The following is a 22,207-nucleotide window of genomic DNA, read 5'->3' as shown; positions in this document are numbered from 1 at the left end:
CTTAGCACATAAGAACCCGGGTCCTGAGTTGTTCCTGTGGCCCTAGGACTCATCCCGGACTCGCCGAGTGTCGCTGTCGTCGTCATCCTCGTCACGACCGGTATCATCTGGGTCGGAAGCGGCTGGCTGGAATCCGCCGCGGAAGGTCTCGCCGCCTACTACGGACTGCCAGCGGTCGTTCAAGGCTCGGTCATCATCGCGGTCGGGTCGAGCTTTCCCGAACTCGCCAGCGTCGTCATCACCGCGCTGTCCGGTTCGTTCTCGATGGGCGTCGGTGCGATCGTCGGATCCGCCGTCTTCAACGTCCTCGTGATTCCCGCACTCTCCGGTATCGCGTCGAAAACCTCGGTCGGAGCGGACCGGACGATCGTGTACAAGGAGGCGCAGTTCTACATGATCGCCGTCTCCGCGCTGATCATCACGTTCGCCCTCGCGGTCATCTACTTCCCGACCGACGGGGCGGGACTGAACGGCCGGATCACGAGACCGCTCGCGGCCATCCCGCTCGCCATGTACGGGCTCTACTTGTTCATCCAGTGGCAGGACGTGAGCGACTACGAGAGCGAGACGCCGGCGGGCGATATCGACGTCGTCCGCAGTTGGGGAACGCTGGCGCTCGGACTCGGAACGATTCTCGTCGGCGTGGAGTTCCTCGTCGGGGGGGTCGAGACGCTCAACGCCGCGTTCGGCATCCCCGAGTTCCTCGCCGGCGTGACCATCATCGCCGCCGCGACCAGCCTCCCCGACGCTCTGGTGAGCGTTCGGGCGGCCAAGGACGGCAGGGGGATAACGAGTCTCGGCAACGTGCTCGGTTCGAACACGTTCGACCTCCTCGTCGCGATTCCGGTCGGGGTGCTCATCGTCGGGAGCGCGACCGTTTCGTTCGCCGTCGCCGCCCCCATGTTCGGCGTTCTGACGGTCGCAACCGTCCTGCTGTTCACGCTTCTCCGAACCGACTTGGCGCTCACCGGTCCGGAAGCGTACCTGCTGTTGTTCGTGTACGGCGTGTTCGTCGTCTGGGTGGTCGGCGAGACGGCCGGCGTGTTCGACCTCCTCGTCGGCATCTGAACTCGACGGTCCGCGGCCCCTCTCCAGCACCGACTTGCCAGTGGAAACGGAGCCTGACGAACCTGACATATCAGCTATCGGGCAGTGGAATCTGAGGTGAGAAACGGTCTACACCCCCACGAACACCGGAGTAGGGCTTGCTCCGTGGACTGTAGCTGCTTTCATCGGCGTCGCACGCTGGCCTGATCGCTCGACTCGAAAGAGGGGATTCGCGGATTCGAATACGGACGTCTCACGCGCTCTCGACGAGAAATAGCGCACCTCGTCACACGACGGCGTCGTGCGCCGCCCGATAGTACCGACGCCCGAAATCCGGATTTCGAGGATACACCCCCACTTTGACGGGGTGTACCGGGGTTTCAGTATTCGACGAGGTGCCGGCCCGATGGCTCCCGTCGAAACCTCGTTTCCGAGACCGAATCGAATACGACCGCCTCACGTCGTCTCTGTCCCGATTACGGATCCCGTGGGTATCGCACCGTCGACGAAGCGGGTGGCCCGACGACGTCGACGGCCGGGGTATTCTACACCCTACTTGGACCCACACTCTCCGGGGACGACCGTGAGTGTACTCTCGCACGGACCGTATTCGCTAGTCTGGTACCGGTGAAACGCGCTCTCATCAGGGTGTACGCTCGTCGACCCGCCAAAACGTACCAGTTTTCGGACTCGACGCGGTCGTGTCTCGATACGGGAGCGACTTTTCGCGGTCGGTGTTTGTCGAGACCGGTACGTACACAGTCGCACGCCTCGGTTCGGGACCCCAGACGTTCCGAGGTGGAGTATGGGCGACCGTCGTCCGAGAGCAGAGAGTTCGCAGAGGACGCCTTCGAGTCCCACTCCCCACCGCTCCCGTCGGCACGAATCGGCCGATATCCGAACCCATTTCGGTACCCCCCGCCAACCCGTGAGCGACCGATGCGCCTCATCGCCCACCGCGGGTTCGACGGTCAGTACTCGGCGAACACCGTCGCGGCCGTCGAACGGGCGGTCCCGCACGCCGATATGGTCGAAATCGACGTGCGAGGCTGCGCGTCGGGCGAACTGGTGGTCGTCCACGACCCCCTCGTCGACATCGCCATCGACGGCGTGACGAGCGTCGACGACCTGACCGCGACGGAACTCGCCGGTCTCGACGTGCACGACGGCGAGGGCGTCCAGACGCTCCGAACCGTCCTCGACGCGATTCCGCCCGACACCGGGGTGAACCTCGAACTCAAGGACCCCGAGATCGTCGAACAGGCTCTCGACGTCGCTCGGTCGGTCGAGCACGAGGTCATCGTCTCCTCGTTCGACGCCGACGCGATTCGGCGGGTGCACGCGAACGGCAGCGCCGGCGTCGAGTTGGCGTACGTGCTCGGTCTGCGCCCCGGCGACGACCTCGGCGTCGCGACGGCGCTCGACTGTACGTACGTCCACCCGAACGCGTGGCTGTGTCTGCTGACGAACGTCGCCGAAAAGGCACACGAGGCGGGGATGACGGTGAACGCGTGGACCGTGGACTCCCGACTCGGCGCGTGGGCGCTCGAACGACGAGGCGTCGACGGCGTCATCGCCAGTTCGCCGCGCGTGACCGACTGGATGGACTAGAGTTTCCGACGGTAAACACGAATCGACTCTCAGAGCGTCGACCGGAGGCGACCTCGGTGTAAATCGGCGTCCCCACACCGTGTCGAACCCACCCAGTAGTCATGGTACCTCGACTCTCGGAAGGGTTATCCCTCCCACCACTCAATGTTTGTCTGTAATGGCACACGGTAAGGTTGACTTCTTCAACGACACGGGCGGTTACGGTTTCATTTCGACTGACGACGGCGACCTCGACGACGACGAAGACGTCTTCTTCCACATGGAAGATGTCGGCGGCGAAGACCTCACGGAAGGTACCGAGGTCGAGTTCGACATCGAGTCCTCGCCCAAGGGGCCTCGCGCGTCGAACGTCGTCCGACAGTAACTCGGAAACGCACTCGCCGCTCACAGCGGCGAGCGACTCTCGAAATTTTTAGACGGCTATCACTCCGAGCTAGCGGCTTCTGTACCGGTTTCACGGAATAGACCCATGAGAGTCACGAGACTGGGTTCGTACTCCGCGAGCGGATGCAGTGACGGGAGTTCGATGGCAAGCGATTTCGGTTAGATGTGTCCCGAAGAGCCCGACGTCTTATGAATCTCTGACTCGTGTTTGCGGGTGAGTGATGAGTCTCGAACTGTCCGTTCCACGACCGACTTCTCCGCGCGGAGCATAATGGATCGTGATCGATCACTCAGAGACTGGTTCCTGTTCGGTGCGAACCGCCTGACCGTCACGGCTATCCTGACGCTCGGCTGTTTCTGTTCGCTGACGATCTTCAGCACGCTCGACGTTCCGTACCTGTCAATACTGTCCGAGGGGGACACGATCGAGACGCTGTTCCAGACGCTCATCGGCGTCCTGATCACCGGCATGACGCTCGTCGTCTCAATCAACCAACTCGTGCTCTCCGAGGAGTTCGGATCGCTGGGGCGACAACGCGAGCGGATGGACAAATCGATGGCGTTCAGGAAGGACGCCGAGCGGGAGTTCCAGTGGACCGGCCCCCCGGAGCCGGACCGATTCCTCAGCACGCTCATCAACACGAGCGTCGATCGGGCCGAGGCGGTTCAGGAGGCCGTGGACGGTAGCTCCGACCGACTCCTTCGAGACCGGGTCGACCAGCTGGTCGACCGGATTACCACGAGCGCCGACGAGATCACCGACGACCTAGCGGACGCCCCGTTCGGGGAGTTCACGATCATGCGAGCCGCCCTGTCGTACAACTACTCGTGGAAGATCTACCTGGTTCGCCGACTGTACTGGGAACACCAAGAGAGTCTGAGCGACGAGGCGGAAGAGGCGATCGGCGATCTCGTCGATATCTTGGAGCTGTTCGGTCCGGCGGAGGAGTTCTTCAAGGCGCACTATCTCCAGTGGGAGTTAGTCAACCTGTCGCGCCGGATTCTCTTCACCGGAATTCCGGCGCTCATCCTCTCAGTTTTCGCGTCGCTCTATCTGAAACCAGCGACCGTGTCGGGAGCGGTGCTCGACGTGCCCGTCCTCGCCTGGGTGATCAACGCCGGCGTGACGCTCGCGCTGGTCCCGTTCTTTATTTTCACCGCCTACGTGCTCCGGACGGCTTCGATCGCGAAGGAGTCGGGCGCCATCGGTCCGTTCGTTCTCCACAGTTCGGAGCGAGCGCCGCTCTTCGACTGGGAGGAAGAGTCGGCTCACAACGACTGAAGTCGCGTACCTGACCGTCTAACAGCGGTTCTCGGCGAACCAGTCTCCGGCCTCGACGATTCTCCTCGCTATCTTTCGCACGCCAATCGGTAGACCGTCGCCTCGTAGGGTCTGAACGTCTTTCCGTCCGGGTTCGCCGGGGTGTCGTCGTAGTTGCTTATGACCACGTCCGCGCCTGCCACGTCGAGGTCTCCCGTGTCGACCGTCGCGGGTTCGTCCGACCAGTTGAGGACGACCAGTATCGTCTCGTCGACGAGCGTTCGGGTGTAGACGTACAGTTGCTCGTCGTTCGGGAGGAGGAGTTCGTAGTCGCCGTAGACGAGGACGTCGCGGTCGTGGCGAAGGTCGATGAGGTCGCGGTAGTGGTGGAGAATGGAGTCCTCGTCGGCGCGGGCGGCTTCGACGTTGACCGTCTCGTAGTTCGCGTTGCACTTGAGCCACGGGTCGGCGTCCTCGTCGGTAAAGCCCGCGTTGGGTGCGTCCGACCACTGCATCGGCGTCCGGGCGTGGTCTCGACTCCGCTGGTTCACCGTCTCACGCACCTCGTCGTAGGACTCAACCGTCCCCTCGGCGATGAGTTCCTCGACGATGCCGAGGGTCGCGGGGTCGTCTATCTCGTCGAGGCTCTCGAAGTCAACGTTCGTCATGCCGATCTCCTCGCCCTGATAGACGTACGGCGTCCCGCGCATCGTCAAGAGGAACGTCGCGATGAGCTTCGCCGATTTACGTCGGTAGGCGCCGTCACCCGACCCCGTTCCGTCGTCGCCGAACCGCGAAACGATTCGGGGGACGTCGTGGTTTCCGAGGAACAGCGCGTTCCACCCCTCGTCGGCCAGCCCACGCTGTTTGCGGTCGATTATCTCTTTGAACTCCGAGAGGTCCCAGTCGCTCCGCTCGTCGGGGTCCCACGGACCGTTCGGGCCGACGTCGACGCCGAGGTGTTCGAACTCGAAGATCATGTCCAATCCGGCGCCGTCCTCGCCGAGATACGTCGCCGCTCGCTCGGCGCTCATCTCCCCCATCTCGGCGACGGTCATCACGTCGTAGTTCGAGAGGGTGTCGTCGTACACCTCCCGGATGTACTCGTGGAGGTTCGGGCCGTACGTGTAGTAGTCCGACCCCGGAAGCGACTCCTCGGGGTCGCCGTCGGGGAGGCCCTCGGCCTTCGAGAGGTGGTGGAGGGCGTCCATCCGGAAGCCGTCGATGCCGCGCTCCAACCACGAAGTGATCATCTCTTTGACCGCCTCGCGGACGTCGGAGTTGCGCCAGTTCAGGTCCGGTTGGTTCTCGTCGAACAGGTGGAGGTACCACTGGCCGCGCTCTTCGTCGTACGTCCACGCCGGGCCGCCGAAGAACGACTTCCAGTTGTTCGGCGGCGTCGGGTCGCCGTCCTCGTCGGTGTCGCCGTCGCGCCAGATGTAGTAGTCCTCGTACGTTCCCTCCCGGCGCCGCGACCGCTGGAACCACTCGTGCTCGTTGGAGGTGTGGTTGACGACGAGGTCCATGATGAGTCGCATATCGCGGTCGTGGAGGGCGTCGAGGAGTTCCTCCCAGTCGTCCATCGTCCCGAACTCGTCCATGATCGAGCGGTAATCGCTGATGTCGTAGCCGTTGTCCGCGTTCGGAGAGCCGTACACCGGACAGAGCCAGACGACGTCGACTCCCAACTCGTCGAGGTAGGATACCTTCTCGGTGATGCCGGGAATGTCACCCACCCCGTCGCCGTCCGAGTCGTTGAAGCTCCGGGGATAGATCTGGTAGACGACCGCCTCCTTCCACCACGCGCGGTCGATTTCGGCGCTCGCATCGTCGTTCGTTCTCGCGGTCCCGCTCCGTCCTCGGGCTGGCTTCGAGTCGTGTTGAGACATCGTATTGTGTTGTGTTGTCGCGTCGGGTGCTGTTCGTTCGAAGGGCGTTACGACGTGAGGTAGACGCGGGCCTCGTACGGCCCGAGTTCGAGCGTTTCCGGCGGCGCCGTCGGAGCCTCGGCGTTCGAAATCGCGAGTTCGAGACCGCCGACGGAGAGGCGCTCGGGCGTCGCGAACTCGACGGGGGTCGCCGCGAAGTTGAGCACGACCAGCCCGCGTTCGTCGCCGAGCGTTCGCGTGTACGCGAAGACGTCGGGGTCCTCGGGGCGGAGGAGGTCGAACTCGCCGTAGACGAGGACGTCGCGGTCGTGTCGGAGGTCGATGAGGTCGCGGTAGTAGTTGAAGACGGAGTCCTCGTCGGCGCGGGCGGCTTCGACGTTGACCGTCTCGTAGTTCGCGTTACATTTGAGCCACGGGTCGGCGTCCTCGTCGGTAAAGCCCGCGTTGGGTACGTCCGACCACTGCATCGGCGTCCGGGCGTTGTCGCGTGCGACGTACTCCACCGCGTCGCGGACGTCGTCGTAGGAGTCGGCGCGTCCCGCTTCGATGGCCTCCTCCACGAAGTTCAGCGCCTCGACGTCGCGGAGTTCGTCGGGCGAGGCGAACGAGGCGTTCGTCATGCCGATCTCCTCGCCCTGGTAGACGAAGGGCGTCCCGTGGAGCGTGTGCGTGAGCGTCCCGAGGAGTTTCGCCGACTTCCGGCGGTACCCCTCGTCGTCATCGGACCGCGTCCGGTGGGCCGACGAATCTCGGTCGCCGGCGTCGCCGAACCGAGAGACCATTCGGGGTTGGTCGTGGTTGTTCAGATAGACGCTGTTCCATCCGTCGTCGGCGAGGCCGGTCTGCCACTTCGCGAGCGTCCGCTTGAACTCGACGAGCGACCAGTCGCCGGCGTCCCACTTGTGTTCGTCGTGGTCGAAGGTGACGTGCTCGAACTGGAACACCATCGAGAGACCGTCGCCGTCGGGGGCGACGTACTGCCGAGCGTCTTCGACGTCCGCGCCGGGCGTCTCGCCGATGGTGAGCAGGTCGTCGTCCGAGAGCACTTCGTCGCACATCTCGCCGAGGTACTCGTGGACGTTCGGACCGTTGAAGAAGTGCTCTGCCCCCGTCAGCCCGGCGTCGGGGTCGCCGTCGGGGAGTCCCTCCGCCTTCGAGACGAGGTTGATGACGTCCATCCGGAAGCCGTCGATACCCTTCTCCAGCCACCACTCCATCATCTCGTACACCGCCTCGCGAACGTCGGGGTTGCGCCAGTCGAGGTCCGGTTGCTTCTCGTCGAACAGGTGGAGGTACCACTGCCCGCGCTCTTCGTCGTACGTCCACGCCGGGCCGCCGAACACCGACTCCCAGTTGTTCGGCGGCGTCGGGTCCCCCTCTTCGTCCGTGTCGCCGTCGCGCCAGATGTAGTAGTCCTCGTACGCACCCTCGCGGCGCCGGGACTTCCGGAACCACTCGTGCTCGTCGGAGGTGTGATTGACGACGAGGTCCATCACGAGACGGATGTCGCGGGCGTGCAGGGCGTCGAGGAGTGCTTCCCAGTCATCCAAGTCGCCGTAGATGTCGGCTATCGACCGGTAGTCGCTGATGTCGTAGCCGTTGTCCGCTTGCGGCGACTCGTACACCGGGCAGAGCCAGACGGCGTCGACGCCCAACTCGTCGAGGTAGTCGACGCGGTCGATGATGCCCGGGATATCGCCGACGCCGTCACCGGAAATCCGTCGGGTTCCCGGCTGGCTCGCCGAACCATCGGTTCGGCGAACGTCGCCGTCGGAGTCGTTGAAGCTCTTGGGGTAGATCTGGTAGACGACCGCCTCCTTCCACCACGCGCGGTCGAGCGCCGGCTCCGTCTCGGGGCTGCTCATCGGTCCTCGCGGCGGCGTTCGTCCCGGCGGCGTTGCGGTCGGCGGACGGGACGGTCGGTCTGTGCGCGACGTGCGGTCGCGCGGGTCTCTATCGTCGGTCGGGCGGGTGTGAGTGTCGTCTTCATGTGTCGGGAACGTCCTTCCGCGCTCTCTACTGGATGGAAGAGCCACCCGCTTAAAAAAGACTAATATCGCGAAGAATAGATTCTACCCGAAATTTTATTGAGACGTATGTAACAAACGTAGGTGAAGCATGTGGAAAAATAACACGACAGATTCGAATCGGTCGCCGCTCTCGCGGCGGCGATTCGTACGCGCGGTCGGCGCAACGGGCATCACGGCGGGAATCGCGGGCTGTGGCGGACAACAGGCGACACAGACGGCGACGCAGACCCAGGGCGGGGGCGACGCGTCGGCGACCGAGACCGAATCGACGGCGACGGCGGTCGAGGTCAACAGCGAGTCCCTTTCGCTGATACAGGAGCTCGCGTACGTGACGAACCAGACGCTCCCGGTGCTGCCGCTCCAGGAGAAGCTCGCACAGTCGTTCCAGACCACGGATAGCTGGGACGTCCCGCCGAAGGACAGCCCCAAGATTCAGACGTACTGGCCGACCGACTGGCTGCCGCGCTACGGCGAGTGGACCGCGACCGATGGAAGCTCCGACGAGCGGCTGACGCTCGCACAGTGGGCCGTTCCGAAGGATTCCCAGTACAACACGTGGAACGCGAAGAACTTCGCCGAGCCCCGTCGGACGCTGTTCGACCGGTTCATGAACTACAATCTGAAGACCCAGGAGTACTCCGGATACCTCGTCTCCGAGTGGGAACTGAACGGGGACACTCTCTCGATGACCGTCCGCGAGGGGCAGACGTGGCACGACGGAACGCCGGTCACCGCGACGGACGTGGTGAACCAGATCAAACTCGACATCTACAACGGCGGCAGTCTCGGTCGGTTCGTCGCGCCCGACGACGAGGGGGCGGTCGCGGACCGCGTCACCGCGGTGGACGAACGAACCGCCGAACTGACGCTCGCCACGCAGGTGAACGAGGACATCCTGTTGGCGTACCTCCAGCCGAAGTACCTCGTCGCCCACGAGGAGACGTACGGCGAGTTCGTGACGCGACTCGACGAGGCGGGGTCGGCCGACGAGCGCTCGACGGTCCTGGGCGAACTCACGAGTCTGGCGGTTTCCGAACCGGTCGGGAGCGGGCCGTTCGAATTCGAGAACGCGGACACCCAGCGAACGCTCGTCTCGAAGTTCGAGGACCACCCGGACGCCGGGAACATCAACTTCCCCGAGGTCGAGTACCTCTACAAACCGTCGAACCAGAGCCGGTGGAACTCGCTCATCAACGAGGAGACGGACGGGTCGGCGACGCTGTTCGTCCCGAGCAACAAGCTGAACCAACTCCCCGACTCCGTGCAGACGAGCCTCATCCCCCGACACTGGGGGATGGGTCTCGTGTTCAACCACGAGGAAGAACCGGTGAGCGACCCGCGCGTTCGCAAGGCGCTGGCGCACGTCATCAACCGCGAAGCCGTCGCGATGAACTCCGGGGCCGGAACCAACTCGAAGATCGCCGTCACCTATCCGACGGGACTGACGAGCGAGTTCAGCGGGCAGGTCGAGGGAACGTGGCTGGACGGCGTCACCGACCAGTTCCAGACGTACGGCCGCGGCGCATCACAGACCGAGAAAGCGGCGTCCCTCCTCGAAGAGGCGGGGTATCGGAAGCAGGGCGGCACGTGGGGCAAAGACGGGCAGGCGCTCAGAATCCCGATCAAGGGACCCTCCGGGTTCTCCGATTGGGTCGCCGGCGCGCAGACGGCCGTCTCCCAACTTGACCAGTTCGGCATCGAAGCCGAACCCGTGATGAAGGACAACTCCGCCTACTGGGGACAGGACTACGTGAACGGCAACTTCGTCGTCGGTCTGCAGGGGTGGGCCTCCTACGACAACTCCCATCCGTACTTCCACTACAAGTTCATGTACGACAGCTCCGATTCGGGCTACTGGAACGTGCCGAGCGAACTGGACGCGCCCGTCCTGCACGACCAGGTTCGCGACGGTGAGACGGTCGCGCCCGGGTCGCTCGTCTCGAAGCTATCCACGGCCAGTGAGTGAGAAATCCGAGCAATGAGCTACGTACTCAAGCGAATCGGGCGGTCGGTGCTCACCATCTTCGTGGTGGTCTCGGCCAGTTTCGGTCTCATCAGACTGCTCCCGGGGGGACCGCTGGATTACCTGCGGGCGCAGATGATTCAGCGCGGCGGGAGCGACCTCTCGTCGGCCGAGTTGAACCGCCGAATCGCCGCCCAGACGAACATCGCGGTGGACGAACCGCTGTACGTCCAGTACTTCGACTACATGGCTGCCATCTTCCAGGGGGACTTTGGGCAGTCTCTCTGGTACGACCAGTCGGTGGCGAGCGTCATCGGGCCGGCCATCCCGTGGACGGTGTTCCTGACGGCCACCGCGCTGTTTCTGGCGTTCGCCGTCGGGGTGTCGCTCGGCGCGTTCATGGCCTACGAAGAGGGATCGCGGTTCGACGTCGTCTCGACCGGCGTCGGACTCGTCCTCAACTCCACGCCGGGATACGTGGTCGCACTGCTGTTCGTCGCCTTCCTCGGCTACCGGTTCCAACTGTTCCCGACCGGCGGTCGGTACGCCTCGGAGTTGACGCCGGGACTCAACGTCCCCTTCTTCGTCAGCGTGCTGTACCACGGCACCCTACCCATCCTCTCGATGGCCATCGTCGGGTTCGGCGGGTGGGCGCTGAGCATGCGGGGGAACAGCATCCGCGTCCTCGGCGAGGACTACCTCCGGGTCGCCAGACTCCGGGGGCTTCCGACTCGGCGCATCGCCATGCGGTACGTCGCTCGGAACGCGATTCTCCCGATGTACACGGGGCTGATGATCGCCATCGGGACGGTGTTCGGCGGCGCGGTCATCATCGAGAACATCTTCGCGTATCCCGGAATCGGGTTCTACCTGATTCAGGCCATCAACGCGCGCGACTCGCCGCTGATGATGGGCGCGTTCATCCTCATCACCGTCGCGATGGTCATCGGCATCACCATCGCGGACCTGACGTACGGCTGGATCGACCCGCGGGCCAAAGGAGGTGCCTCGCGTGAGTCCTACTGACCGGCCGGACGACGGCGCCGACGCGCCGCGCGAGGAGAACGCGTCCGACCCGTTAGTGGACGCCGTCGGCGGTGCGTACGCCGATTCGACCGAAGCCGAACGCGACGCTCGCTCGGCGATCACCGGACACGACGGAACGGGGAGACGCATCGCCGACGGCGGACGGACCGTCTCGGAGTTCGAACAGATGGCCGAGGTGTCGATGACCGACGCGGAGCGTCGTCGCCAGTGGTTCGACGAGCGACTCCTCGCACCCGCTCGAATCGTCTGGAACGATTGGCGCGCCAGAGTCGGCCTGCTCGTCGTCGCGGCGTACCTCTTCATGGGTATCGTCGCACCCTACATCGTCACCGAACCGCGGCCGAACCAGGGGCCGCTTCTCGTCGGCGCGTTCCGAACGCTGACGTACCCGCTGGGGACGACGGCGTCGGGAACGAGCATCCTCTCGCAGGTGGTCCACGCCACGCCGTCGATGCTCGTGATGATAACCGCGGGCGCGGTGTTCACCGTCGTCCTCGGAACGGCGGTCGGCACCGTCGCCGGCTACAAAGGCGGACGAACAGACAGCGTGCTGATGACGCTCTCGGACATCATGCTGAGTATCCCGGGTCTGCCGCTGACCATCGTGCTCGCGACGGCGCTGCAGATTCAGGGGAACCCGGTCGTCATCGGCGTGTTACTCACCATCAACGCGTGGGCCGGGTTGGCTCGCGCGATTCGCTCGCAGGTGCTCACCATCCGCGACGATGAGTACGTCGAAGCGTCGCGCATCATGGGTATGGGCACGCCCACCATCGTCACCGGCGACATCATCCCGAACCTGATGCCGTACATCACGATGAACTTCGTCCAGCAGGCGCGGGCGGTCATCTTCGGCTCCGTCGGGCTGTACTTCCTCGGCGTCCTCCCCTACAACAGCACCAACTGGGGAGTGATGATGAACGCCGCGGTCAATCGCGCCGGTGCGACGTCGTCGCCCACGGCCTTCCACTGGTTGCTCGTGCCGATGGTGACGGTGATCATCCTCGCTCTCGGCTTGACGCTCCTCGCGCAGGGTGCCGACCGCGTGTTCAACCCGCGGGTTCGTGCACGCCACGCCAAGTCCGTCGCGGGGGACGGAGACGGTGACAGAACCGAGACGACGAAGACGGGAGAGATTTGAGATGCCACGAAGCAGAACAGAAGCCGGACGCCGCGCCGACGACCCGATCGTCGAGGTTCGAGACGCGAGCGTCACCTACGACCTGGAGCACCGAGCGGCGATGGTACTGGACGACGTGAGTCTCGACCTCAGACGGGGCGAGATACTCGGTGTCGTCGGCGAGTCGGGGTCGGGCAAATCGATGCTCGCCAACGCGATGATGGACGCCGTCGAGGAGCCGGGAATCACGACCGGCACGGTTCAGTACGTCCCCGAACCGACCGCCGAACCGGTCGACGTGCTCGGCCTGTCAGACGAGGAGTTGCGGGCGTTCCGCTGGGAGGAGATCGCCATGGTGTTCCAGGGGGCGCTGTCGTCGTTCAACCCCACGATGACCATCGAGGGGCACTTCGAGGAGACGCTCGAAGCCCACGGCTACGACGTGGACGAGGGGATGGAGCGCGCGCGGGAACTGCTCTCCGACCTGTATCTGAATCCCGAGCGAGTGCTGAACTCGTACTCGCACGAACTCTCCGGCGGGATGAGTCAACGAGCGCTCATCGCCCTGTCGCTGGTCTTAGAGCCGAACGTGCTGTTGATGGACGAACCCACGGCGGCGCTCGACCTCCTCATGCAGCGGTCCATCCTGAGTCTGCTCGACGATATCAAGGAGAAGTACGACCTCTCCATCCTGTTCATCACGCACGACTTACCGCTCGTCGCCGGCCTGGCCGACCGGTTGGCCATCCTGTACGCGTTCGAACTCGTGGAGGTCGGTCCGAGTACGCGAATCGTCCGCGACTCACAACACCCCTACACGCGAGCGTTGCTCCGGGCTGTTCCGAGCATCGACGCGCCGCTTGAGACGATGCAGCCGATTCCCGGAAGCGCGCCGAACCCCGCCCACACGCCGGACGGCTGTCACTACACGCCGCGATGTCCGCTGGCGACCGACGAGTGTCGGCGGGAGACCCCGCCGTGGTTCGACGCGGGAGACGACCAGCGAACGGCGTGCTTCCACCACGACGAGGCCGAATCGGCCGTTCCGCTCGAACCGGAGGTGATTCAGTCGTGAGCGAACGGACCGACTCCAGCCGAGCAACCGGCGGCGACGACGTGGTCGTCTCGCTCGACGACGTCTCCGTCCACTTCGAGAAAGAGCAGGGGTTCGTCGACTCGATACGCAACGAACCGAAGCGGGTGAGAGCCGTCGACGGCGTCTCTCTCGACATCGAGGAGAACGACGTGCTCGCCTTGGTCGGCGAGTCCGGGTGCGGGAAGACCACGCTCGGAAAGACCATCATCGGCGTGCAACGCCCCACCGACGGAACCGTGGCGTACCGCGGACAGGACGTGTGGGATGCCAAGGACGGAACCGGCGAGGTGACGGTCCCGCACGGCGATATCCGACGGGCGCTCCAGATAATCCACCAGGACCCGGGCGCCGCCCTCAATCCCAACCGAAAGGTGCTGGCGTCGCTCGAAGCGCCGTTGAAGCGGTGGAACTCCGAGATGTCCACCGAAGACCGCCGAGCGCGTATCTTCGCGCTGTTGGACCGCGTCGGGATGGACCCGCCGCAGGATTACGCGCACCGGTACCCGCACCAACTGAGCGGCGGCGAACAACAACGCGTCGCGCTCGTCCGCGCACTGCTCATGAACCCTGACGTGATTCTCGCGGACGAAGCCGTGAGCGCCCTCGACGTCTCGCTCCGCGTGGAGACGATGGACCTGCTCCTCGAACTACAGAGGCAGTTCGACACGTCGTTCGTCTTCATCTCGCACACGCTGTCGAACGCCCGCTATCTCGCGGAGAAGGCCGGCGGTCGCGTCGGCATCATGTACCTCGGCGAAATCGTCGAAATCGGACCGCCCCAAGAGGTGCTTCGCGACCCGAAGCACCCGTACTCGAAGGTGCTCCGGTGGGCGACCGCCGACCTCGACCCGAGCGAACGGCAGATGACGGACCCCCCGGTCCGCTCGATCGACATTCCGGACCCGGTCGATCCCCCGTCCGGCTGTCGGTTCCACACCCGCTGTCCCGAGGCGCGCGAAGTGTGCCGGAGCGAAGCACCCGAACTCGGCGAGGACGCCGCGCAACCGGGGGCTCGCTGTGCGGCCTGCCACCGGACCGACCCCGACCACGAGTACTGGCGCAGCGAACCGCTCGACGGCGTCGAAGCCGACTCCGCACCCCAGGAGAGCGATGACTGACGCGCCAGTCCGAGGAGGAGGACGTCGATGACGGCCGTCTGGCGGGCGTTCTTCGTCTCCAGCGCGTTCCTCCTCGCCTTCCTCGGACTCTCCGTGCCGTTCATCGACGCCGGAACCGGGACGTTCGCCGTCGCCGTCGCGAGTTTCGCGATGCTCGGCGTGATGCTCGTCGGGTCCTCCGTCTTCATCTATCTCGACTGGGACCCCTTCGAGGAGTTGTACGCATGAGACCGAGTCGGCGCGACCAAAAGGGAGGACAATGACACGCGTACTCGTCACCGTCGAACGGGCGGACCGAGACAGAGCGCTCCTGGAGCGAGCGAAAGCGCTCGCCGTCGGAGCGGAGACGGACGAAGACCTCCTCGTCGTCGCACTGGCGACACCCGAAGCGTACGAGGAAATCGAGGAGACGCTGGCGGTGATCGGTCGGGCAGAGCACACGACCTACGCCGAAGACGACGTCCTCGACGGCGTCTCCGCGGACGTCGAGGACACGGCGAACGACGTCCTCGAACCGGACGTGGGGTACGAACTCAGGACGATCGTCGCGGGGGTGGACGAGCAGGCCGAGGCGCTTCTCGGCGTCGCGAACCGAACGGGCTGTGACCACATCTTCCTCCCGGGGTACCGACGGTCGCCGACGAAGAAGGCCATCTTCGGCGACCGCGCCCAACGCGTCATCCTCGATTTCGACGGCTCCGTGACCGTCGGGATGAACTGAGCGGACGCCGGAGCCGTTCGAGTCGCGAGTGCGAGCAGCTATATATATGACCCAGCAAGGACGACCCACCGACAGTATGAGTCGATCGAACGGGCGAGACGACGCGTCGCTCAGAGCGGATTTGAGCGTGTTCGGACTGTCCGACACGGAGATCGATACGTACCTCACCCTCCTCTCGCGAGGGGAGGCGACGACGCGAACAGTCGCGGAGAACGCCGACGTGACACAGCGGGCGGTGTACGGCATCGCCGAGCGACTCGAAGAGCGCGGACTCGTCCGGGTGAAAGACCACGCGTCGCCGACGACGATCAGCGCACTCCCCCCGGAGGAGGCGATGGAGTCGCTGAAAGAACGCCTCGAATCTATCACCCCGTCGCTCGAAGAGCGGTTCGACCAGTCGACGTCGCAGACCCCCGAGATTCGGATGGTGAAGTCCCGCAACACCGCGCTCAAGCGGTTACGGTCCGGTCTCTCGGAGGCCGAACACGAGGCGCTCGTCGCCATCCCCGACCACGTCTATCCCGAGATCGAAGACGAACTCAGAGCGGCCGTCGACCGAGGGGTGTTCACCTTCCTGCTCCTCGGCGAACGAGACGAGGCCGACGACGTCGAACGCGAGTTCGCCGGCGTCGCGGACGTCGTTCGGTACTGGCACCAGAGCCTCCCGTTCCTCTACGCCGTCGACGACGAGTCCGCGATGATCGGCAACTCCGACGTGCTCTCGCTCACGCACAACGACAAGGATGCCGTCACCGTCTCGCAGGGGCACCTCTCGGGGTCGGTACTCGGCATGTACCTCAGCGCCTACTGGCCCGCCTCGACGATACAGTACGTGGCCGAACCCGAACCGCTTCCCGCGACGTTCGACTGGTTCCGGCAGGCGGTCTTCCACGCGTTCCTCCACCGTCAGCAGGGCACCAACCTCTGGGCCGACGTCGTGACCGACGACGGCACGCAACTCTCCGGGCGAGTCGTAGACGTGCGACAGGCGTTCGTCGAACCGTCGACGAACGACTACACGCTGGAGACGAGTATCCACCTCGAAACCGACACCGGGACGGTGAGTTGCGGCGGTCCCGGCGCGTTCATCGAAGATCACCGCGCGGAGATGGTCGCGCTCCGGTCGGAACCCTGAGTCGCTCCCGAACCCGACTCGCCAGCGACCAAAATACATTTATAAAATCACAGACAACATACAGTTACCTCGTTTGGGGTGGTAACCGACGGGGTAGCTGCCTGCCGAGGGGAGTCGTCCCCTTCCACACATTCTCCGTCGTCCTCGAAGTCCTTCTCCGCGGAGCGACGGGTGACGTCCGCGAGCGGCGCAACCGCTTTTCGGTGCGGCGCCGTACGAGACCGTATGGACCGTTCCCCCTCCTATCGACGAGAGGTCACCGCGAAGGTCGAATCCGGCTGGAAGATCGAAGAGGAAACGCAGGACCGCGTGACGCTCGTACAGCGCGAGTTCGGCAATCCGGGCGTCCACCTCGTCATCGCCATCCTGACGATTTGGTGGGCGATGGGCGTCCCGAACCTGCTGTACGCCGCATACCGGTACTTCACAAACAGCCAGCGTACTATCGTCTGGAAGGACCGGGCCGACGCCGAGGTGAACGAATCGACGACGAACCTCGGGTGAGGACTCGAAGACGGACTCCGAGATGCTCTCGCTCGTGTTCTGCGGCCCACAGGCGCGCGCGGTGAACACCCGACGCGTCGGCATCGACGGTCGTCAAACGATTGTTAACGTTTATCTACGCGGTAGGTAACACCGCGGGCGTGAATCATACGCACGCCGTGTGGGACCCGAACGTCGACGAGGACCGATACCGAAACCCGATTATCCACGCGGACTACTCCGACCCGGACGTGGTCCGCGTGGGAGACGAGTTCTTCATGACCGCGTCGAGTTTCAACGCCGTGCCGGGGCTGCCGATTCTTCACTCGCGCGACCTCGTGAACTGGCGGCTCATCAACCACGCCATCCAGGAGTTGCCACCCGCGTTCGACCGCCCGCAGCACGGTAACGGCGTCTGGGCGCCGTCGATCAACTACCACGACGGGACCTTCTACATCTACTACGGCGACCCCGACCGCGGCGTCTACATGACGTCGACCGAGGACCCTCGCGGTCGGTGGACGGACCTGACGCTCGTCCACGAAGCCGAGGGATGGATCGACACGGCACCGCTCTGGGACGACGACGGAAACGCCTACCTCGTCCACGCGTTCGCGAAGAGTCGCGCCGGGGTCAACAGCGTCCTCCACGTCGCGCCGATGGCACCGGACGGAACACGTCTCGTCGGGGAGAGCCGCGAGGTGTTCGACGGGCACGGCGACCACCCCACCATCGAGGGACCGAAGCTCTACGAGCGAGACGGACGGTACTACGTCTTCGCGCCCGCCGGCGGGGTGAGCGACGGCTGGCAGACTGTCCTGCGCTCGGAGGACGTCTACGGGCCGTACGACGACCGGATCGTCCTCGCACAGGGGGAGACGGACGTCAACGGCCCGCATCAGGGAGCGTGGGTCGACACGGAGAGCGGCGGGGACTGGTTCCTGCACTTCCAAGAACTCGACCCGTACGGTCGCATCGTCCATCTCCAGCCCCTTCGGTGGGACGACGGCTGGCCCGTCATCGGCCGCGACGAGGACGGCGACGGGACCGGCGAACCGGTCGGAATCCACGAGAAACCCGACGTCTCCGCGGGCGAACTCCCGACGATGACGCCGCAGACCAGCGACGACTTCGAGTCGGCTCGGTTGGGACTCCAGTGGCAGTGGCACGGAAACCCCCAGTTCGGGTGGCACTCGCTTACTCATCGCCCCGACGCGCTCCGTCTGTTCCCCCGGGCCGCCGACGATGCGGAGAACCTGTGGTCCGTGCCGAACCTGCTCCTCCAGAAGTTCCCCGCCCCCTCGTTCACGGTGACGACGGCCGTCGACTGCGAACTCGGAGACGAAGGTGGATACGGGGGACTGCTCGTCATGGGGACCGAGTACGCGTCCCTCGACGTTCGTCGGACGTCCGACGGCATCGAGGTGACGCAGCGTCGGAACACCGCGCCGGCGGACGGAGATACCGACACGGTGCTCGAACGAGTGTCTATCCAACAGTCGTCGGTGCGGCTACGGGCGTCGGTCGAAGCGGGCGGACGAGTCGAGTTCGCGTACGCGACGGACGAGTCCGAATCCGAGTTCGAGTCCATCGGAGCGCCGTTTCAGGCGCAACAGGGACGCTGGATCGGAGCGAAAATCGGCTTGTTCGCCGTGCAATCGGTAGATATAGACGCGCCGGCAGAACGTGGATATCTCGACGTCGAGTACTTCCGGGTCGAGGGACCGGACGGAGCTTAGATGATGCGATTGGCCAGCGATTCGCCGGCCCGCCACCGCCGGTAGTTATCCAAGAACAGCCGCGTGAACCGCGTCGCGAAGTCGTCCGACCGACCGCCGACGTGCGGCGTTACGACGGTGTCGTCGCGCCCCCAAAGCGGCGAATCCTCCGGCAGAGGTTCCGCCTCGAACACGTCCAGTCCGGCGCCGCGTATCTCTCCCGTTTCGAGAGCGTCGACGAGGGCGTCCTGGTCGACAACCGGACCTCGGGCGACGTTGATGAGGGCGGCCGAGTCGGGAAGCGCGTCGAAGACGCTCGTGTCGACGGCGTGGTGCGTTTCGTCGGTGAGCGGCACCGTCAACACGAGCAGTTCCGTCTCGGGCAACAGGTCGTGGAACCGCTCGGTGGCGACGACGCGGTCCGGCGGGAGTACGCCGGAGTATATCGCCGGCGTTCGCTTGACGCCGTACACCTCGAAGCCGAAGGCGCGCGCTCGCCGAGCGACGGACTCGCCGATGTTTCCGAGTCCGAAGACGGTCATCCGTCTCCCCTCCCAGAGCCACATCTCGTCGCCGACGCGTCGGTCCCAGTCGCCTCGGCGCTGGTTGTCGAAGAGCGGACCGAGTCGCCGCGAGAGCGCGAACGCGAGGGCGAAAGCGTGTTCGCTCACGGTCGTGTCGTGGAGCGTCTCGGCGTTGGTGAACGCCACGTCGCGGTCGGCGAACGCCTCCAGCGGAAAGGCGTCGTAGCCGATGCTCGTCGACTGAATCCACGTGCCCGTCGACAGGAACGCCAGAAAGTCGTCCGTCCAGTTCTGCGGGTTCGTCACGAAGACGTCGGCGTCGGCGAGGTGGTCGCGGACGTCCGCGTCCGACTCCGCTGCGACGACCGTCAGGTCGTCGGTCGCCTCCGCGACGGCGCTCGCAATCGGCGTGTCGTGGTAGATAACCGCGTTCGGCATCTGATAGGCGAGCCTTCGGCAGCGTACGTGGTGAACGTATCCCTCTCGCGCCCGACCATGACGCGCGCGCGAGGATGTCGTCGGAATCCGGGGGTGCTGAGCGCTGTCGGTCGAAGCACCCCGCTTCCGACCGCTCAAGTGCTACTAGCTCCGCCCACAGGCGTCGTCAAAACACACGCGTAGCTGAATTTCTTTATATTAGTATATTTATAACCGTGTTAATTTGTGAAACTGCTGCGACAGTTCCAAATACTATGATACTACTCTATAAGAATATACTATGGATGACCTTTCAGTTCGGAGGGGGTTTCGGACGGCGATCACGATCACAGTAGTCGCGATGCTGTGCGTGTCGCCGGGCGCGGCGATAACGTCGACGGGGCTGTCTCCGGTGACGTTCGGCGACGTCTCGGACTCGCAGTTCGTCGACGCATCGGATTCGGTGTCGGTCTGGCAGAAGGCGGCGTTTCCGTTGCGCGTGAACGCGGCGTCGAGTAGCGGGACGGTCGTCGAGAACCAGCGAATGACGGTTCTCGCCGAAGAACAGAGCGCGGAGATACGGCTCAACAAACAGCAGTTGGCCGTGTTCAACCCCGACGACGAGATCGAGATGAGCTTCAAGTCTCGCTCGCCGGTCTCGACGCAGGCGTTCGAGGACGCCGAGGTGCAACTGCTCGTCGCCAAGGCCGGGCCGAACTCGTCGGCCCTGCTGTCGGGGTCGAACCTCTCGACGAACGGCCTCCTCGACACGCTGACGAACGCCGAGCAGTCCGGGAACGTCGCCTTCGAACTGCAAGACCTCGGCCGGCTTCAGGACGGAACGACCTCGGCCTCGTACGACGTCTCCGAATCGGGAGCCGCTCGCGGACCCGGGCAGTACGCGTTCTTCATCGTTCAGACGACGGAGGGTGACGGCTTCACCGTCAACGACGGCTCGCTCGCCGTCGACGGGAAGGCGCGCGTCCTCGGAGCGGATATCGCCGTCGTGCAGGCCGCCGAGGCCTCCGCGTCCGTGATGACGGAGGACCCGGCGCCCGGCGACGAGGTGACGTTCGACGTCGACTCGACGTTCACGCACTCGAACGTGAGTCACGCGATCATGCTGTACAACGAGTCGCAGTACGCCAATAGCTGGACCCGCTTCACCGTGAGCGGTCCGATGAACGAGAAGCTCTCGGCCGATCAAGTCTCCGTCACGAGCACGATCATCGGCGTCAACGGAACGCGGAACGTGACGGGAACGACGAGAATCGGCGGCGTGACCATCGGCGACGGCGTGGTGCAGGGCGAGACGCGCGTCGGCAGCGTCGCCGACTGGCTCGCAGACCAGCCGAGCGGAGCGTCGACGGACGCCGAGACGCCCGGACAGACGACCGGGTCGTGGCTCGATGCCTCGGTGACCGCGGTCTCCTCTACGGACGGGACGGCCACCATCAGCGTCCAGTCGGAGGAGAGTTGGGCCGACGGGACGTACCGGTACGTCTACCTCGCGCAGGCGAACGGACAGAACAACCTCTCGACGACGACCGGAACCATCGAACTCGGGGCGGACGAGAACCGAGAGGACGAGTCGGACGGAGGAAGCGGTGACGGCGGCGACGACAACGGTAACGACGGCAGCAACGGTCGCAGCGGCGGTGGCGGTGGCGGCGGAGGCGCAGGCGCACCCCCCGCCAACCCGGGACCCGCAGAACCCAACAGGGGAGACATCAGCGACGGGCGGGCCGACGTCAAGGTCGGCACCGGAATCACGGAACTCCGCGTCGGCTTCCGCGCCGGCGGCACCGGCGGCTCCGTCGTAGCGCAGGAACTGAACGCTCGCCCCGACACGGTCCCGGCGATTCCGAACGCGAGAGAGCTCAGGTTCGTCGACATAACGGTCCCCGAGGACCGGACCGAAGACGAGGCGACCCTCCAGTTCGACGTCGACACCGCGATGTTGGACGGCGTCTCGCCGGACCAACTCGTCGTCTACCACTACCACGACGGCGAGTGGTCGGCCTTGGAGACGACCGTCGTCTCCTCGGAGGAGACGGTCGTCACGCTCGAAGCGACGACGCCCGGCTTCTCGCTGTTCGCGGTCGGCGTCGCGGACGAGTCGTCCGATTCGGTCGAAGACGGCAGCGGAGACGGAGCGGACTCGGGCGATGCGGACTCCGGCGACGACGGGGAATCCGCACCCGACACCGAAAACGAACCGGCGGACGCCGAGACGCCGGAAGGCGGAGTCGAGGGCGAGGGTCCGGCACAGGAGGAGGGTGGATTCGACATCATCCTCATCGGCGCCATCGCCCTGTTCGCGGTCTTGGCGGGCTTCTACGTCTACCGGGGCGCCGAGTAACCCCCGAGAAACCAATTCGGACGAGCGGTCGGCCGCCGAGAACGTTCGGCCCGCCGACCGCGTCGGCTTCGGGAACGGTTCTCCGTGACCGAGCACGGACGATTCGACTTTTGCGTGACGTCTTTTCCGAGGTTTAGATACGGAGCGTGAGCTGTTTGTGTGGTTGTGTGGCGGCGTTGCCGTTCTCTACGTCTCAAATACCATAGTAGAGATTCGAGCTGTCTTCGGCAGCGGTGCCCTAATTCCTCTTAGAATCCATTTTCAGCTCGATTAAAGACAAG

At 64.7% G+C, this 22,207-nt stretch carries 18 protein-coding genes; 15 read left to right on the top strand and 3 right to left on the bottom strand.

What is annotated here, in order from left to right:
• Positions 1-36 precede the first annotated feature (36 nt).
• The 4 genes from NDI76_RS15565 (at position 37) to NDI76_RS15550 (ending at position 4,324) form a co-directional block, all read left to right on the top strand.
• Positions 37-1,068, top strand: coding sequence for a sodium:calcium antiporter (locus tag NDI76_RS15565; RefSeq protein WP_310925049.1), 1,032 nt, complete (start codon positions 37-39; stop codon positions 1,066-1,068).
• Between the two features lie 918 nt (positions 1,069-1,986).
• Positions 1,987-2,658 (top strand): glycerophosphodiester phosphodiesterase, encoded by a 672-nt coding sequence (locus NDI76_RS15560; protein WP_310925048.1) that lies wholly within the window; start codon positions 1,987-1,989, stop codon positions 2,656-2,658.
• Between the two features lie 157 nt (positions 2,659-2,815).
• Positions 2,816-3,022 carry a cold-shock protein gene (locus tag NDI76_RS15555; protein WP_188879173.1) on the top strand — a complete coding sequence of 69 codons (207 nt, stop codon included), beginning with the start codon at positions 2,816-2,818 and terminating at the stop codon, positions 3,020-3,022.
• Between the two features lie 291 nt (positions 3,023-3,313).
• Positions 3,314-4,324 (top strand): DUF7972 family membrane protein, encoded by a 1,011-nt coding sequence (locus NDI76_RS15550; RefSeq protein WP_310925047.1) that lies wholly within the window; start codon positions 3,314-3,316, stop codon positions 4,322-4,324.
• Positions 4,325-4,392: 68 nt separating this feature from the next.
• Here the strand turns inward: NDI76_RS15550 and NDI76_RS15545 are convergent, their stop codons facing one another.
• Together NDI76_RS15545 and NDI76_RS15540 are read right to left on the bottom strand one after the other, a co-directional pair.
• A complete protein-coding gene (locus tag NDI76_RS15545; protein WP_310925046.1) occupies positions 4,393-6,192 on the bottom strand; it encodes a glycoside hydrolase family 13 protein in 1,800 nt (599 codons plus the stop codon).
• A 47-nt stretch (positions 6,193-6,239) separates the two neighbouring features.
• Complete coding sequence (locus tag NDI76_RS15540) at positions 6,240-8,057, bottom strand: glycoside hydrolase family 13 protein (RefSeq protein WP_310925045.1); 1,818 nt, start codon at positions 8,055-8,057, stop codon at positions 6,240-6,242.
• A 253-nt stretch (positions 8,058-8,310) separates the two neighbouring features.
• Between NDI76_RS15540 and NDI76_RS15535 the strand changes: the two genes are divergently transcribed.
• The 10 genes from NDI76_RS15535 (at position 8,311) to NDI76_RS15490 (ending at position 18,644) form a co-directional block, all read left to right on the top strand.
• Positions 8,311-10,188 carry an ABC transporter substrate-binding protein gene (locus tag NDI76_RS15535; RefSeq protein WP_310925044.1) on the top strand — a complete coding sequence of 626 codons (1,878 nt, stop codon included), beginning with the start codon at positions 8,311-8,313 and terminating at the stop codon, positions 10,186-10,188.
• 12 nt (positions 10,189-10,200) lie between these two features.
• Positions 10,201-11,211, top strand: a complete 1,011-nt coding sequence (locus tag NDI76_RS15530; RefSeq protein ID WP_310925043.1) for an ABC transporter permease — start codon at positions 10,201-10,203, stop codon at positions 11,209-11,211.
• Entirely contained in the window at positions 11,198-12,373 is a 1,176-nt protein-coding gene (locus NDI76_RS15525) for an ABC transporter permease (RefSeq protein ID WP_310925042.1), read from the top strand. The genes NDI76_RS15530 and NDI76_RS15525 overlap by 14 nt, the downstream gene beginning before the upstream one ends.
• 1 nt (position 12,374) lies before the next feature.
• Positions 12,375-13,427 (top strand): ABC transporter ATP-binding protein, encoded by a 1,053-nt coding sequence (locus NDI76_RS15520; RefSeq protein WP_310925041.1) that lies wholly within the window; start codon positions 12,375-12,377, stop codon positions 13,425-13,427.
• Complete coding sequence (locus NDI76_RS15515; protein WP_310925040.1) at positions 13,424-14,566, top strand: ABC transporter ATP-binding protein; 1,143 nt, start codon at positions 13,424-13,426, stop codon at positions 14,564-14,566. Before NDI76_RS15520 ends, NDI76_RS15515 begins: the two co-directional genes overlap by 4 nt.
• Before the next feature lie 27 nt (positions 14,567-14,593).
• Positions 14,594-14,794, top strand: coding sequence for a hypothetical protein (locus NDI76_RS15510; RefSeq protein ID WP_310925039.1), 201 nt, complete (start codon positions 14,594-14,596; stop codon positions 14,792-14,794).
• Positions 14,795-14,825: 31 nt separating this feature from the next.
• Positions 14,826-15,287, top strand: coding sequence for a universal stress protein (locus tag NDI76_RS15505; protein ID WP_310925038.1), 462 nt, complete (start codon positions 14,826-14,828; stop codon positions 15,285-15,287).
• 76 nt (positions 15,288-15,363) lie between these two features.
• Positions 15,364-16,422 (top strand): TrmB family transcriptional regulator, encoded by a 1,059-nt coding sequence (locus tag NDI76_RS15500; RefSeq protein WP_310925037.1) that lies wholly within the window; start codon positions 15,364-15,366, stop codon positions 16,420-16,422.
• A 225-nt stretch (positions 16,423-16,647) separates the two neighbouring features.
• Entirely contained in the window at positions 16,648-16,926 is a 279-nt protein-coding gene (locus tag NDI76_RS15495) for a DUF8108 domain-containing protein (RefSeq protein ID WP_310925036.1), read from the top strand.
• 140 nt (positions 16,927-17,066) lie between these two features.
• A complete protein-coding gene (locus NDI76_RS15490) occupies positions 17,067-18,644 on the top strand; it encodes a glycoside hydrolase family 43 protein (protein WP_310925035.1) in 1,578 nt (525 codons plus the stop codon).
• Here NDI76_RS15490 and NDI76_RS15485 read toward each other — a convergent pair.
• On the bottom strand, positions 18,641-19,585 hold the full coding sequence (locus NDI76_RS15485; RefSeq protein ID WP_310925034.1) for a D-2-hydroxyacid dehydrogenase: 945 nt from the start codon (positions 19,583-19,585) through the stop codon (positions 18,641-18,643). The two genes, NDI76_RS15490 and NDI76_RS15485, sit on opposite strands and share 4 nt — an antisense overlap.
• Positions 19,586-19,865: 280 nt before the next feature.
• On the opposite strand from NDI76_RS15485, the gene NDI76_RS15480 reads away from it, so the two are divergent.
• On the top strand, positions 19,866-21,926 hold the full coding sequence (locus NDI76_RS15480; RefSeq protein ID WP_310925033.1) for a PGF-pre-PGF domain-containing protein: 2,061 nt from the start codon (positions 19,866-19,868) through the stop codon (positions 21,924-21,926).
• Positions 21,927-22,207 lie beyond the last annotated feature (281 nt).

The organism is Halogeometricum sp. S1BR25-6 (genome assembly GCF_031624495.1).
In the GTDB taxonomy this organism is placed as follows: domain Archaea; phylum Halobacteriota; class Halobacteria; order Halobacteriales; family Haloferacaceae; genus Halogeometricum; species Halogeometricum salsisoli.
This window is presented reverse-complemented; position numbering and strand designations above follow the sequence as displayed.

Coding starts and splice junctions, on each gene's coding strand:
- NDI76_RS15480 (WP_310925033.1), top strand. CDS start 19,866: ATGGATGACCTTTCAGTTCGGAGGGGGTTTCGGACGGCGATCACGATC.
- NDI76_RS15530 (WP_310925043.1), top strand. CDS start 10,201: ATGAGCTACGTACTCAAGCGAATCGGGCGGTCGGTGCTCACCATCTTC.
- NDI76_RS15510 (WP_310925039.1), top strand. CDS start 14,594: ATGACGGCCGTCTGGCGGGCGTTCTTCGTCTCCAGCGCGTTCCTCCTC.
- NDI76_RS15520 (WP_310925041.1), top strand. CDS start 12,375: ATGCCACGAAGCAGAACAGAAGCCGGACGCCGCGCCGACGACCCGATC.
- NDI76_RS15555 (WP_188879173.1), top strand. CDS start 2,816: ATGGCACACGGTAAGGTTGACTTCTTCAACGACACGGGCGGTTACGGT.
- NDI76_RS15545 (WP_310925046.1), bottom strand. CDS start 6,192: ATGTCTCAACACGACTCGAAGCCAGCCCGAGGACGGAGCGGGACCGCG.
- NDI76_RS15560 (WP_310925048.1), top strand. CDS start 1,987: ATGCGCCTCATCGCCCACCGCGGGTTCGACGGTCAGTACTCGGCGAAC.
- NDI76_RS15505 (WP_310925038.1), top strand. CDS start 14,826: ATGACACGCGTACTCGTCACCGTCGAACGGGCGGACCGAGACAGAGCG.
- NDI76_RS15485 (WP_310925034.1), bottom strand. CDS start 19,585: ATGCCGAACGCGGTTATCTACCACGACACGCCGATTGCGAGCGCCGTC.
- NDI76_RS15550 (WP_310925047.1), top strand. CDS start 3,314: ATGGATCGTGATCGATCACTCAGAGACTGGTTCCTGTTCGGTGCGAAC.
- NDI76_RS15495 (WP_310925036.1), top strand. CDS start 16,648: ATGGACCGTTCCCCCTCCTATCGACGAGAGGTCACCGCGAAGGTCGAA.
- NDI76_RS15540 (WP_310925045.1), bottom strand. CDS start 8,057: ATGAGCAGCCCCGAGACGGAGCCGGCGCTCGACCGCGCGTGGTGGAAG.
- NDI76_RS15500 (WP_310925037.1), top strand. CDS start 15,364: ATGAGTCGATCGAACGGGCGAGACGACGCGTCGCTCAGAGCGGATTTG.
- NDI76_RS15535 (WP_310925044.1), top strand. CDS start 8,311: ATGTGGAAAAATAACACGACAGATTCGAATCGGTCGCCGCTCTCGCGG.